General features: G+C 72.2%; 11 protein-coding genes. 5 read left to right on the top strand and 6 right to left on the bottom strand.

Annotated features, from left to right (window positions below; translation table 11 throughout):
• The first annotated feature begins 10 nt into the window (after positions 1-10).
• The 4 genes from QWJ41_RS12290 (at position 11) to QWJ41_RS12275 (ending at position 3,760) form a co-directional block, all read left to right on the top strand.
• Complete coding sequence (locus tag QWJ41_RS12290; protein WP_302708557.1) at positions 11-973, top strand: TIGR03557 family F420-dependent LLM class oxidoreductase; 963 nt, start codon at positions 11-13, stop codon at positions 971-973.
• Positions 970-2,253 (top strand): cytochrome P450 family protein, encoded by a 1,284-nt coding sequence (locus QWJ41_RS12285; protein WP_302708555.1) that lies wholly within the window; start codon positions 970-972, stop codon positions 2,251-2,253. The genes QWJ41_RS12290 and QWJ41_RS12285 overlap by 4 nt, the downstream gene beginning before the upstream one ends.
• 30 nt (positions 2,254-2,283) lie before the next feature.
• Positions 2,284-3,069: a universal stress protein gene (locus QWJ41_RS12280; protein WP_302708553.1), complete on the top strand. Its 786-nt coding sequence runs from the start codon at positions 2,284-2,286 to the stop codon at positions 3,067-3,069.
• Between the two features lie 88 nt (positions 3,070-3,157).
• Positions 3,158-3,760: a DedA family protein gene (locus QWJ41_RS12275; RefSeq protein ID WP_302708551.1), complete on the top strand. Its 603-nt coding sequence runs from the start codon at positions 3,158-3,160 to the stop codon at positions 3,758-3,760.
• 16 nt (positions 3,761-3,776) lie between these two features.
• Here QWJ41_RS12275 and QWJ41_RS12270 read toward each other — a convergent pair whose 3' ends face one another.
• The 6 genes from QWJ41_RS12270 to QWJ41_RS12245 all read right to left on the bottom strand — a co-directional run bounded on the left by QWJ41_RS12270 (position 3,777) and on the right by QWJ41_RS12245 (position 9,688).
• Positions 3,777-4,664: a ferredoxin family protein gene (locus QWJ41_RS12270; RefSeq protein ID WP_302708550.1), complete on the bottom strand. Its 888-nt coding sequence runs from the start codon at positions 4,662-4,664 to the stop codon at positions 3,777-3,779.
• Positions 4,661-5,953 carry a cupin domain-containing protein gene (locus QWJ41_RS12265; RefSeq protein ID WP_302708549.1) on the bottom strand — a complete coding sequence of 431 codons (1,293 nt, stop codon included), beginning with the start codon at positions 5,951-5,953 and terminating at the stop codon, positions 4,661-4,663. The genes QWJ41_RS12270 and QWJ41_RS12265 overlap by 4 nt, the downstream gene beginning before the upstream one ends.
• Positions 5,953-6,192, bottom strand: coding sequence for a hypothetical protein (locus QWJ41_RS12260; protein WP_302708548.1), 240 nt, complete (start codon positions 6,190-6,192; stop codon positions 5,953-5,955). Before QWJ41_RS12260 ends, QWJ41_RS12265 begins: the two co-directional genes overlap by 1 nt.
• Before the next feature lie 97 nt (positions 6,193-6,289).
• Positions 6,290-6,832 (bottom strand): VOC family protein, encoded by a 543-nt coding sequence (locus QWJ41_RS12255; RefSeq protein WP_302708547.1) that lies wholly within the window; start codon positions 6,830-6,832, stop codon positions 6,290-6,292.
• A gap of 103 nt (positions 6,833-6,935) precedes the next feature.
• A complete protein-coding gene (locus QWJ41_RS12250) occupies positions 6,936-8,333 on the bottom strand; it encodes an MFS transporter (RefSeq protein WP_302708545.1) in 1,398 nt (465 codons plus the stop codon).
• The gene (locus QWJ41_RS12245) at positions 8,330-9,688 is read right to left on the bottom strand and encodes an MFS transporter (protein WP_302708543.1); all 1,359 of its coding nucleotides are present in this window, start codon (positions 9,686-9,688) and stop codon (positions 8,330-8,332) included. Before QWJ41_RS12245 ends, QWJ41_RS12250 begins: the two co-directional genes overlap by 4 nt.
• Positions 9,689-9,900: 212 nt before the next feature.
• Between QWJ41_RS12245 and QWJ41_RS12240 the strand changes: the two genes are divergently transcribed.
• Positions 9,901-13,599, top strand: a complete 3,699-nt coding sequence (locus QWJ41_RS12240) for a nitrate reductase subunit alpha (protein WP_302708541.1) — start codon at positions 9,901-9,903, stop codon at positions 13,597-13,599.
• Positions 13,600-13,607 lie beyond the last annotated feature (8 nt).

Raw genomic sequence — 13,607 nt, 5'->3', positions numbered from 1 at the left:
GGAGGCCCGCGTGCGCATCGGCTACTTCCTCTCCACCGAGGAGTACGGACCCGCCGAGCTGGTCGAGCAGGCGGTGCTCGCCGAGCAGGCCGGCTTCGAGGCGTTGTGGATCAGCGACCACTTCCACCCCTGGAACGACCAGCAGGGCCAGTCCCCGCTGGTGTGGGGCGTGATCGGGGCGCTGTCGCAGGCATGCTCGCTGCCGGTCACCACGGCGGTGACCTGCCCGACCATCAGGATGCATCCGGCAGTGGTCGCGCAGGCCGCGGCCACCGCCGCGGTGCAGCTCGGCGGGCGGTTCACGCTGGGCGTCGGCACCGGTGAAGCCCTCAACGAGCACGTCCTCGGCGACGCCTGGCCCTCCTGGGACGTGCGCGCCGAGATGCTCGAGGAGGCGGTCGCGCTGATCCGCCGCCTGTGGGAGGGCGACTTCGTGACCACGCGGGGGCGCCACTACGCGGTCGAGAACGCCCGCATCTACACCATCCCCGAGGAGCCGCCGTCGATCTACGTCAGCGGGTTCGGCCCCAAGTCGACCGACCTCGCGGCCCGCATCGGCGACGGCTTCGTGGGGACCTCCCCCTCGCCCGACCTGGTCCAGCGCTTCAAGGAGGCCAGCGGCGGGCTGCCCGCCCAGGGCGGCTGCAAGGCGGCCTGGGCGCCGACCAGGGACGAGGGCGTCGACCTGGCTTGGCGCCTGTGGCCGCACGCGGGGCTGCCCGGCGAGCTGGCCCAGGTGCTGCCGTCGGTGCGCCACTTCGAGCAGGCCACCGAGCTGGTGACCCGCGAGTCGACCTCCGAGAACACCGTCGCCGGCCCCGACATCGACCCGCACGTGCAGCAGCTCCTCGGCTACGTCGAGGCCGGCTACGACGAGGTGTACGTCGCCAACATGGGCCCGCACTACGCCGACATGATCCGGGCCTACGGCGCCGAGGTGCTGCCGAAGGTGCGCTCCGAGGTCGGCGGGTGAACAACCCGCTCGCCCTCGTGCGCGACGACCTCGCCTGGTCGCTGCTGCGGCAGGGGTACGACGCCCTGCCGCAGCGCTGGTCGGGCGACGAGGTGGCCACCACCGCCCGTCTCCTGGGGCGCCGCACCGTGCTGGTGCGGGGGCCCGAGGGGGTGCGGCTGTTCTACGACCCCGACGTGGTCCGCCGGCAGGGCGCGGTGCCCCGGCCGCTGGCCGACGTGCTGTTCGGCCGTGGCGCCGTGCACGGTCTCGACGGTGCCGAGCACCGCCGGCGCAAGGGCATGTTCCTCGACCTCCTGGACCGCCCCTGGGTGGAGCGGCTCGCCGGCGAGGTGGGCCACGAGCTCGACACGGTCACCGCCGGCTGGCCCGGCGCCCGGGTGCGGGTCTTCGAGGAGCTCGTGGGTGTCTACGGGCGCAGCGTCCTGCGGGTCGCCGGGGTCGAGCTGTCCCGGCCGGCGGCCGACCGGGTCGCCCGCGACCTGGCCGTCGTGGTCGACGGCTTCGGCTTCGCGGGAGCGGCGTACGCCCGGGCGGTGCTGCAGCGGGCCCGTCTCGACCGGTGGGCGGCCCGGCTGGTCCGCGACGTGCGGCACGGGCGCGTGTCGCCGCCGCCCGGCACGCTGCTGCACCGGCTCGCGGTCGGCGAGGGTGCGGCGCTGCCGTCCCGGGTCGCCGGCGTCGAGCTGCTCAACGTGCTGCGGCCCACGGTCGCGGTGGCGTGGCTGGCGACCTTCGCGGCGCGCGAGCTGGTGCTGCGACCCGACCTGGCGGCCTCGCTGGGCGACGACCGCCGCGAGCACGTGGCGTTCGGGCACGAGGTGCGGAGGCTGGCCCCGTTCGTGCCGGCCCTGACCGGGTTGGTGGTGCGTCCGGCCAGGCTCGGCGCAGTGGACCTGCGCCCCGGCGACCGGGTGCTCCTCGACGTCCCGGCCACCGACACCTGGCCCGCGAGCTTCCCCGACCCCGACGAGCTCCGGCCCCAGCGCTTCGCCGAGGAGCCCGACGCGTGGTCCTACGTGCCGCAGGGCGGCGGCGAGGTCGACGCGGGGCACCGGTGCCCGGGCGAGCCGAGCACCGTGGCACTGCTGGCCGAGACGACCCGGGTGCTGTGCGGGCTCGACCTGCGCGCCGCCGCGACGACGTACGTCGACCGGCACCGCATCCCGACGCTGCCCGAGGGCGGGCTGGTGCTGCAGGTCGGGCCCGGCCGGTCCGGGACCAACGACCCTGCTCCGCAGCGCCGGCGGGCAGGCATCGTGGCCGGCGAGGACGGCTGAGCAGGCCGCGAGCGGCGCGAGGGAGGCACGGTGGACCCCGAGGACCTGACGGACACCCAGGACGCGGCGGACCGGACCGGGCCGAGGCTGGGCGTCGTCGCTGCGGTGGGCAGCTGGCCGCGCGATGTGGCGGTGGTCGAGCGGGCGGTGCAGGAGGCAGACCGGCGCGGAGGGCCCCTCACCCTGCTGCACGTCGACCAGGAGCGCTGCGCGATGACCGGGGCCGACGAGGAGTACGTCGGCCGGCACGTGGCCGCCGAGCACGAGGTGCTCGCCGCGGCCGCCGAGCACGCCCGGGCGCTGCGGCCCCGCCCGCCCGTGCAGACCGCGCTGTACGTCGGCTCGGTCACCGACGGCATCCTGCGCACGGCCCACGCCGCGGCGGTGGTCGTGCTGGGCGCCGAGGGAGCCTCCCCGGCCGTCCGTGCCGTGCGGGGCGGGGTCACGGCGGCGGTGGTCGCGCGGGCCACGTGCCTGGTCGAGGTGGTGCCGGCCGGTGAGCGGCTGCCGGGGCCGGACGCACCGCCGGTCGCCCGCGTGGTGGCCGCGAGCACCGCCGCGGGCCAGCGCTCGGTGCTAGCCGACGTGGCCACCGCACAGGCCGCCGTGTGGGACGTCCCCGTCGAGGAGGTCACGCTGCCCGGCCGGCCGGGGACCGAGCTCCCGGGCCTCGACGAGCACGACCTGGTCGTGGTGCTGCGCGGCACCCACGCCCCGCTGTGGGGCCGCCCCGACGCGCGGCTGCGGGGACTGCTCGACCACGCGCCCTGCAGCGTTCTCGTCGCCCCGGCAGCCGGCCCGACCCCAGGACCGTAGGGGCGCAGGGCCACTACACTCGGGGGACGCTGGGCACGATGCGACCTGCCACGACGGACCGCGGAGAAGGAGGCGACGAGCGCCGGTCATGACCGACCTCCTCGAGCAGCTGGCCGACCTGCCCACACCGCTCGTCCTGCTCGTGGCCGGAGTCATGGCCTTCAGCGAGACCGGCATCGGCCTGGGCTTCTTCGTGCCGGGGGAGACCGGCGTCCTGGTGATGGCGACGACGGTGGACGGCCCCGGTTCCTTCGCGGCCATGACGAGCGTCGTGTGGCTCTCGGCAGCGGCCGGGGACTCCTTCGGGTACCTGGTCGGGCGGCGCTACGGCTCGCGGGTGCCCGAGACGCGCCTGGGTCGCCGGCTGGGCGAGGAGAAGTGGGAGCGCAGCCAGGAGCTGCTGCGCCGCTACGGTGCCCGCTCCGTCGTCACGTCCCGGTTCCTGCCCGCGGTGCGGGTGCTGACGCCGGTCGCGGCCGGCGCCGCGCACCTGGGCTACCCGCGCTTCGTCGCGGCCTCCCTCACGGGGGCCCTGGCCTGGTCGCTGGCCCACGTCGCGATCGGTGCCACGGCGGGTGCCTCGCTCAAGGCGATCGACGAGGCCATCGGGATCGGTAGCTGGGTGCTGCTCGGGGTCGTCGTGCTGGTGGTGGCCGTGGTCGTCGTCGTACGCCGTCGACGCAGGGGCTGACGGCCGCCGGTGCCGGTCACGTCGTGGGCGGGCCCGGCTCGGCGGACACGACGTCCCACTGCAGGGCGCGGGTGGGTCCGGTCGCCCGACAGGTCAGGCGGGCCTCGGCGCGCCGGCTGCTCTCGATCGCGACGCGCACGCGTGCGGGCAGGGGAGCGACGCCGACGACGTCGACCGTCCACCGGCCGGAGTCGAAGGTGCCGGTCTGCTCGACCAGTCGCGGGGCGGCGGCGGTGACCGGCGCGGGGCCCCAGCGCTCGAGCACGGCGCCGAGCGCGACCTGCTCGGCGGGGTGCAGCCCCGCGACGCCGCGCAGCCGGGTCGCCTCCACGCGGCCGGCCAGGTGGGACTCGACCGTGGCGACGGCCCCGCTCGGTGACATCCCGGCGTAGCAGGTCAGGTCGGGCAGCACCAGCAGGTTGGGCGCGAACCGGTCGCCACCGACGTGGCTGCACTCGTACGTCGCCTCGGGCCAACGCTGCGCCAGGGCCCGGGCGACGGGGCGTCCCTTGACTGCGCAGCACAGGTCATGGACGCCGTGAGCGCAGACGAGGAGCAGCGGGCCCGTGTGCTCCTCGCCGGCGTCGGGGACGAGGCTGGCCAGCAGCTCGTCGGGCCGCTGCCACAGGCCGGTGCGCAACCGGCCGCCGTGGCTCCGGTACCAGCGCCGCGGCCCGGTCAACCGGTCGGCCGCGCCGTCGCGGCCGTGGCGTCGGATGAACAGGGTCCGCAGCTCGGGGTGGCCGAGCTCGCGCAGCAGCGCGGTGGACAGGTCGGCGCCGAACGGCGCGGTCACCGGCCACGGGCCCGGGTGCTCGACCAGCAGCCAGTCACGTTGTGGGGGAGCGGTGCCGAGCATCGGGTCGTCGCGCAGCTCGGCCTCGTCCGAGCACCGGAGGCTCATCCGGCGACGACCAGTCCCGCCTCGACCAGCTCGCGGGCGGGCTCGCGCCCCAGGTCGGCGACCGTGACGACGTCCCCGTCGAGCAGCCGGCGCAGCGCGGGCGCGGGGACCTGGCCGACCGGCACGCTGCCGGCGCGGGTGGTGAGCACGGTGTCGGTGAGCACGGTGTCGGTGAGCGGTGTGTCGGTGAGCGTGGCGTCGAGGTGCTCGCGCAGCCGCAGGGTGGTCGCGTCGGTCAGCGCGGCGGCCAGCACGTGCTGGGCGAGCGGACCCAGGGGAGCGGCGCGCTGCGCGCCGCGCCGCTTCGCTTGCAGGCGCTGCGCCACGTCGTCGGCGTCGACCGACCCGAGCACCTCGCGCAGCCGCTTGCCGACCAGGTCGAGGTCGAGGTCGTCACCGGCCAGGGAGGTGCCCAGCGGAAGGGAGCCGCGGGCCTCCTCGTCGTCGGCGAGCCGCTCGAGGGCCAGCGCGACCAGCTCCTCGGCGACGGCGTACCGGGTCCAGCTGTGCACGCCGAGCGTGAGGTGCACGGTCACGCCGCCCAGGGCGGTCGCGGAGTGCAGGTAGCCGCGGGGCAGGTAGAGCGCGTCGCCGGGCTCGAGCACCGTCTCGATGACCGGTTCCTGCTCGGCGGCGCGCCGGACCTCGTCGCGGCGGTCGGTCCATGGCTGGTCGCGCAGCGGCGCCTCGTGCACGGGCGCGTGGATCGACCACTTCTTGCGCCCGGCGACCTGCAGCACGAAGACGTCGTGCACGTCGTAGTGGTCGTCGAAGCCCTGGTTCTGGGGCGGGGTGACGTAGGCGTTGGCCTGCACCGGGTGGCCCAGGTCGGCGGCGAGCTGCTGGCAGAAGTCGAGGACGGGCGGCCACACCCGGTGCAGCCCCTGCAGCACGATGGTGGAGCCGGCCGCGAAGAGCGCGCTCAGCTTGTCGTCGCTGACCTGGTCGGCGATGCCGGCGCCGAGACCGCCCGGCGCGGTGAAGGCGCTGTGGGGGAGCGTCGAGCCGGCCTTGGCCACCCGCACGAACGGCGTGCGCAGCCCACGCCGCGCCACCAGCTCGTCGACCGCGGGCTCAGTGAGCAGGTCGGCGAAGGCGCCCGCGTCGGCACCGGTGCGCAGGACCGGGGCCCTGCCCCAGGAGGTCTGCGCGAAGTCGGTGACGTCCCCGACCAGGCGGGTCAGTGCTGGACGGCTCGGGGCTGGGCGGCTCGGGGCGGGCCGAGTGGTGTCGGGGCGAACGGCAGGCCCGGAGTCCCCGGGCCTGCCGTCCTCTGGCTGGTGCGGCATCAGGCGGAGCTGTCTGCTCCACCGTCGGCGCCGCCGTCCTGGACGCCCGGGGTGCCCTCGGCACCACCGTCGGCGGGGCCCTCGGCACCACCGTCGGCGCCGCCGTCCTGGACGCCCGGGGTGCCCTCGGCGCCACCGTCAGCGGGACCCTCGGCCCCACCGTCGGCGCCGCCGTCCTGGACGCCCGGGGTGCCCTCGGCACCGCCGTCTGCGGGACCCTCGGTCTCGGACTGGCTCATGTCGTCTCCCTTGCACGTCGGGGCCCGTCGGGCCCGGTCGGGCGGCGCCGTGCGACGCCGTCGCTTCGTGTATAGGCCACATCTGTGGGCGCTGCCCTCACCCGGAGGGCGGGGCGGGTCCGACCGACGGCGGCTGGGCGTCGCGCGGCACCAGCTCGCCGGCAGTGCGGACGCCGCCCCAGCGGCGTACCTCGCCGGGCAGGTCGAGGCGCTCGACGGGCGCGGCGTCCTCGTAGGCGCCCCACTGCGCCTTCGGCAGCATCCACATCACCTCGAACTCGTTGCCGTCGGGGTCGGCGGCGTACACGCTCTTGGTCGCGCCGTGGCTCGACTCGCCCGTCAGGGCGCCCAGCTCGGCCAGGGTGGTGCGCGCCGCCTCGAGGTCCTCGATCGTGTCGACCTGCCAGGCCAGGTGGTAGAGCCCGATCGCACCTCGTGGCCGGGGCGGCTGGGCGCCGACCCCGAACAGGCCGAGGTCGTGGTGGTTGCCCGAGCGTGGCAGCCGCAGGAAGGCGGCGTCGGCGCGAGGCTCGCGCGCCACGACCTCCATGGCGAACGCCGCCCGGTAGAAGTCGAGGCTGCGCTCGAGGTCGGCCACGAACAGCACGGCGTGGTTGAGACGGACGGCACTGACAGGCACGGCGACATTCCTCCACTAGTTGTTAATTCAACTATACGGAGCGGTCGTTGCCAGGACGAACGCGAGGCGTGGCTGTGCCTGGTGGCGGTCGTCGGGCTCGCTGTCAGCCCGGCTTCGGTGCGCCCCTGCGCGCATAGCGTGCCCAGGTGATGGCCACGCACATCACGGCCCAGGCGATCCCGACCGAGTAGAACGTGGTCGGCCCGAGGGTGGTGACCCCGATCCCGAAGAAGAACGGCCCGAAGGCGGCGATCGCGGCGGTCCAACCGATGACGCCACCGGCCTGTCGCTTCTCGAAGATCATCGGCATCTGCTTGAAGGTGGAGGCGTTGCCGATGCCGGCGAAGAGGAAGATGGCGAGCATCCCCCACAGGAACTGGTCGAACCCGGCGTCGAGGGTCGCGGCCGACGTCGTGTCCGGGGTCAGGGCAGGGATGGTGAAGGCGATGGAGACGATCAGGCCGATGCCGGAGACCAGGGTCCAGATGGCCCCACCCGTGCGGTCGGTGAGGGGGGCGAACAGCACCCGCGCGCCGGCGCCGACGAGGGGACCGAGGAACACGAACTTCACCACGTCGGGGACCTCGTAGCCCTCGATGAGGACGGTCGCGGCGGCACCTGTGCCCCGGACGATGTCGGGGTTGCTGATGCCGTAGAGATCGGCCATCAGCAGGCCGAACTGGGCGGCCAGGCCGGAGAAGGTGCCGAAGGTCATGATGTAGAGCAGGGTCATCAACCAGGTGTCGAGGTTGCCGAAGATGTCGAACTGCTGGCGGATGTTGGCCTTGATCGGCACGGACCTGAGCATCGTCCAGGCGAGGATCGCGGCGAGGACCATGAGCGGGATCCAGATGAAGGCGGCGTTCTGGTACCAGACGTCCTGCGGCGCCTTGCCGGGCATCGAGATCGTCTGCTCCGACCCGAAGAACGCCAGCCACGAGAAACCGATGAGGTAGGGCGTGAGCAGCTGGACGGCGGACACGCCGAAGTTGCCGATGCCGGCCTGGAGTCCCAGCGCGGTGCCCTGCTTGCGTCTGGGGAAGAAGTAGGAGGTGCTCGGCATGAAGCCGGAGAACGCGCCTCCGCCGATGCCGGCGAGGAAGGCCAGGACCATCAGCTCCCAGTAGGGCGCGGTCGGCTCCTGGACGCGGACGCCCCAGCCGAGGGTCGAGAAGACCAGCAGCAGGGAGGTCAGGGCCACCATCTTCCGGGTGCCCAGGATGGGGGGCAGGATCATCCACAGGAGCCGGAAGAGCCCGGCCGAGAGGCCGGGCATGGCCGCCATCCAGTAGAGCTGGGTGGTGCTGAAGCTGTAGCCCAGGGGATTGAGCTTGGGGATGAGGGCGCTGGGGAGGAACCACGCCACGAAGGCCAGGAACAACGCGAAGGTGGTGAGCCAGAGCGTCTTCCACGCGAGCCGTTCGTCCCAGGTCTCCTCGTTCTCGGGGTCCCAGGACTCCAGCCACTCACCCTCCCTGCGGGTCGACGCCTCCGGCTTCACGTGCGTGCCTCCTCAGGCAGTCGGGCGGGTGCCCCGCCGGGGCCGGTCTGTCGGTCGTCGGCCGGGGTCTCGAGCCGTCCTGCCAGATCGGGGGACTGGGTGTGCAGCATGTGGACCACGGTCCAGTGCATCCACAGGGCGCACACCAGGGTCAGGACGAAGAGCACGAAGAAGGTGCTGGAGGGGAAGCCGGACCAGAGCTTGGTGTAGGCGAACAGCGGTGGCAGGAAGAACCCGCCGAGACCACCGAGCAACCCGACGAGCCCGCCGACCGCGCCGACGTTGTCGGGGAAGTACTCGGGGATGTGCTTGAAGACCGCAGCCTTGCCCACACCCATCGCGCACCCGAGCGCGAAGACGAGGACGGCGAACGGCACGAGCCCGATGCTGTAGGCGAGGTGCTCGCTCTGGGAACCGTCGGGCTGGACGATCACGATGTGGCCGTTGGGCATCATCAGGGTCCCGGTCACCAGGAGCATCGCCCCGAACGTCCAGTACATGACGCGGCGGGCGCCGAAGCGGTCGGCCAGGTGCCCGCCGTAGGGGCGCAGGAGGCTGGCGGGGAAGATGTAGGTCGCCGTCAGCAGCGCCGCTGTCTGCAGCGAGACGTCGAAGTTGTCCATGTAGTAGGTCGGCAACCAGGCGGCCAGCGCGACGTACGCGCCGAACACCGCGACGTAGTACAGGCTGAAGCGCCAGACCCGCATGCTCCTGAGCGGACGCACCTGGTGGCGCAGCGGCTGTCCGGTACCCGGGGAACGGTCCTGGCTCGGGGTCCCGAACCAGAGCAGTGCCGCCATCACCACCAGCAGGACGGCGTACACGACGGGGACCAGGCGCCACCCGCCGTCGATGAAGCCGAAGTAGGTGGCGCCGGCGGTGCCGGCGACCAGCGGCGGGCCGATGAACTTCGTGATGGACGCGCCGACGTTGCCGGCGCCGAAGAGGCCGAGGGCGAATCCCTGGTGCTCGCGCGGTTGCCAGGCGGAGTTCCAGGCGATGCCGGCCGAGAACCCGTTCCCGGCGAAGCCGACCAGGAAGGCGAGCACGAGCAGGGCGCCGTAGGACTCGACGCGCGAGACGAGGAAGGCGGGCACTGCCGTGGCGAGCAGGAGGAAGGTCATCACCTTCCGACCGCCGATGCGGTCGGCCACCATGCCGGTCGGCAGCCGCCAGAGCGAGCCGTTGAGGGCAGCCGCGGCCACGACCCAGGACAGCTGGACCTCGCTCAGGCCGAACTCCTGCTGGATCGGCTTGCCCAGGATCCCGAACATCAGCCAGACGGCGAACATCAGGGTGAAGCCGGTCGTCGACAGCCACAGGACCCGGTTGCGACCCGCCAAGTTCTCGTCCACGCGCGATTCCCTTCTGGTGCCGATAGCAGCACCTTCGACGTACCTGGCGGGCCCCGCAACCGGATCCCGCATCCTCCGGCCGTTGGTCCCGAGGGTCCGGGACCAACGGCCCCTTCGTCCGCACAACGGTGGTCGGGTGTGACGGAAGTGGCCTACGGTCCGAAGCCAGAGCACGTGCACCCCGCACCACGTCGCCGTCCCGGAGGCCAGGCATGACCCTCGAAAGCTCCCTCTCGTCGGCCCTGATCGGTGGTCGCCGGTTCTTCACGAAGGCCGAGGTGAGCGAGGACCAGCGCTCCCTGCACAAGAAGGGTGGGCGGACAGGCGACGCCTTCTACCGCGACCGGTGGAGCCACGACAAGGTCGTGCGGTCGACGCACGGGGTCAACTGCACCGGGTCGTGCTCGTGGAAGGTCTACGTCAAGGACGGGATCATCACCTGGGAGGCGCAGCAGACCGACTACCCCAGTGCCGGGCCCGACCGTCCCGAGTACGAGCCGCGCGGGTGTCCGCGCGGTGCGGCGTTCAGCTGGTACACCTACAGTCCGACCAGGGTCCGCTATCCCTATGTGCGTGGTGTGCTGCTGGACATGTTCCGCGCGGCCAAGCAGCAGTACGGCGACCCCGTCGTCGCGTGGGGCTCGATCGTGCAGGACGAGGAGAAGGCGCGCGCGTACAAGAAGGCGCGCGGCAAGGGTGGGCTGGTCCGCGCCTCGTGGGACGAGGTGGCCGAGATCGTGGCCGCCGCGCACGTCTACACCGTCAAGCGGTGGGGCCCCGACCGGATCGCCGGCTTCTCTCCGATCCCCGCGATGTCGCCGGTGTCCTACGCGTCGGGTGCACGGTTCCTGGAGCTCATCGGCGCCCCGATGCTGTCGTTCTACGACTGGTACGCCGACCTGCCGAACGCCTCGCCGCAGATGTTCGGCGACCAGACGGACGTCCCGGAGTCCGGTGACTGGTGGGACGCCGGCTACCTGATGATGTGGGGCTCCAACGTCCCGCTGACCCGCACCCCGGACGCTCACTGGATGACGGAGGCGCGCTACCGCGGGCAGAAGGTCGTGGCGGTGGCGCCCGACTACGCGGAGAGCGTGAAGTTCGCCGACGAGTGGGTGAGTCCCGCCCCCGGCACCGACGGGGCTCTCGCGATGGCCATGGGCCATGTGGTCCTCAAGGAGTTCTTCGCCGACTCCAGCACGCCGTTCTTCGACGACTACAACAAGCAGTTCACCGACCTCCCGCACCTCGTCTGCCTCCAGCTCGACGCCTCGGGGGCCTACCGTCCCGGCAAGTTCCTGGTCGAGGGCGACCTCGGCGGGACCAGCGAGAACGCCATGTGGAAGCCGGCCGTCATCGACGCCGCCACCGGCGAGGTCCGCATCCCGCACGGCTCGATCGGTGACCGGTACGGCGAGGAGGGGGCCGGCAGGTGGAACCTCGAGCTCGGTGACATCGACCCCGCGCTCAGCATGTACCGCGACCACCAGGGCGGGACCCGCGAGTCCGTGGAGGTGGAGCTGCCGCGCTTCGACGCAGCCGACGGCAAGGTCGTCCACGAGCGACGCGGGGTGCCGGTCGCGAGAGTCGGCGAGCGCCTCGTCACGACCGTGCTGGACCTGCTGCTCGCGCAGTACGGCGTCGCCCGGCCCGGGCTGCCCGGGGTGTGGCCGCGCACCAGCGAGTCGGATCCCCACGGCTACGAGGACCCCGCTGTCCAGGCCACGCCGGCCTGGCAGGAGCAGCACACCGGTGTGCCGGCCGCGCAAGTCCTCCGGCTCGCCCGTGAGTGGGCGCAGAACGCGATCGACACGGAGGGGCGGGGGATGATCCTGCTCGGCGCCGGGGTGAACCACTGGTTCCACTCCGACCAGATCTACCGCGCCATCCTCCTGCTCACCACGATCACCGGCACCCAGGGCCGCAACGGCGGCGGCTGGGCCCACTACGTCGGCCAGGAGAAGATCCGTCCGATCATGGGCTTCCAGCACATGGCGTTCGCCCTGGACTGGCACCGACCGCCACGCCACATGAACCAGACCGCCTACTGGTACGTGAACACCTCCCAGTACCGCTACGACACCTTCAGCGCCGACGACCTCGACTCCGGCACCGGTGTCTTCGCAGGGAAGACGGTCATGGACCTGCTGGCCCAGTCCGTGCGGCTGGGGTGGTCACCGTCCTACCCGACCTTCGACCGCAGCAGCCTGCAGCTGGCCGACGATGCCGCGGCTGCCGGCATGGAGGCCCCGGAGTACGTCGCCCAGCAGCTCAAGGAGGGCGGGCTCAGGTTCGCGGTGGAGGATCCCGAGCACGAGGACAACCATCCACGCATCCTGTCGCTGTGGCGCTCCAACCTGCTGGGCTCCTCGGCGAAGGGCAACGAGTACTTCCTGCGCCACCTGCTCGGCACCGACTCCGCAGCCACCGCGGTGGAGGCATCCCCCGAGCAGCGGCCACAGGACGTCGAGTGGCCGGAGAAGGCGGCCGAGGGTCGGCTCGACCTGCTGATGACGATCGACTTCCGGATGACCTCGTCGACGATCTTCAGCGACGTCGTGCTCCCGGCCGCGACCTGGTACGAGAAGCACGACCTCTCCACCACCGACATGCACCCCTTCATCCACTCCTTCAACCCCGCCATCGCGCCGCCGTGGCAGACCAAGTCCGACTGGGACACCTGGAAGGTGATAGCGAAGAAGTTCTCCGAGCTCGCCGCGGTCCACCTCGGCACCCGACGCGACGTGGTCGCCAAGCCGCTGTGGCACGACACCCCCGAGGCGATGGCCACCGAGCACGGGGTGGTGAAGGACTGGAAGGCCGGCGAGATCGAGCCGATCCCTGGCAAGACCATGCCCGTCATCGCGGTCGCCGAGCGGGACTACGCGGCGATCTACGAGAAGATGACTTCCATCGGCCCGCTCCTGGAGAGCGTCGGCATGCTCACCAAGGGCGTCGCCTATGACGTCAAGCGGGAGATCGACGTCCTCCGCAGCCGCAACGGGGTCGTCCGCGGCGGGGCCGGTGACGGCCAGCCCAAGGTCGAGACCGACGTGCAGATGGCCGACGCGATGCTTCACCTGGCCGGCGTCTCCAACGGCCACCTCGCCACCCAGGGCTTCCGCTTCCTCGAGCGGCGCACCGGCACCGAGCTAGCCGACCTCGCCGCCGAGCACGAGGGCAAGCAGATCACCTTCGCCGACACGCAGGTGGCGCCGGTACCGGTGATCACCTCACCGGAATGGTCGGGCTCCGAGTCCGGCGGGCGGCGCTACAGCCCGTTCACGATCAACATCGAGCGCAAGAAGCCCTTCCACACCCTCACCGGGCGACAGCAGTTCTACGTCGACCACGACTGGTTCCTCGGGATGGGCGAGATGCTCCCGGTCTACCGCCCGCCCCTCAACATGACGGCCCTGTTCGGCGAGGCGCCCATCGGGGAGCAGAACGAGCTCGGCGTCTCCGTGCGCTACCTGACGCCGCACAACAAGTGGTCCATCCACTCCGAGTACCAGGACAACCTCTTCATGCTCTCGCTCTCGCGAGGAGGGCAGTCGGTGTGGATCTCCGACCGCGATGCGGCCAAGGTGGGGATCAAGGACAACGACTGGATCGAGATGGTCAACCGCAACGGCGTCGTGGCGGCCCGCGCCATCGTCAGCCACCGCATGCCCGAAGGCACCGTCTACATGCACCACGCCCAGGACCGGCTCATCGACGTCCCGCTCACCGAGCGGGACCGCAAGCGCGGCGGCATCCACAACAGCCTCACGCGCATCCTGCTCAAGCCCAACCACATCGTCGGCGGCTATGCCCAGCTTGCCTACTTCTTCAACTACATCGGACCGATCGGCAACAACCGCGACGAGGTCACGATGATCCGCAGGCGGACCACACCGGTCGAGTACTGAGCAGGACG

It is taken from the genome of Nocardioides cremeus, assembly GCF_030518195.1.
GTDB lineage: Bacteria > Actinomycetota > Actinomycetes > Propionibacteriales > Nocardioidaceae > Nocardioides > Nocardioides cremeus.
This window is presented reverse-complemented; position numbering and strand designations above follow the sequence as displayed.

What these genes read in the sequence shown, in the direction of transcription:
- QWJ41_RS12240 (WP_302708541.1), top strand. Translation starts at nt 9,901, where the DNA reads ATGACCCTCGAAAGCTCCCTCTCGTCGGCCCTGATCGGTGGTCGCCGG.
- QWJ41_RS12275 (WP_302708551.1), top strand. Translation starts at nt 3,158, where the DNA reads ATGACCGACCTCCTCGAGCAGCTGGCCGACCTGCCCACACCGCTCGTC.
- QWJ41_RS12260 (WP_302708548.1), bottom strand. Translation starts at nt 6,192, where the DNA reads ATGAGCCAGTCCGAGACCGAGGGTCCCGCAGACGGCGGTGCCGAGGGC.
- QWJ41_RS12270 (WP_302708550.1), bottom strand. Translation starts at nt 4,664, where the DNA reads ATGAGCCTCCGGTGCTCGGACGAGGCCGAGCTGCGCGACGACCCGATG.
- QWJ41_RS12265 (WP_302708549.1), bottom strand. Translation starts at nt 5,953, where the DNA reads ATGCCGCACCAGCCAGAGGACGGCAGGCCCGGGGACTCCGGGCCTGCC.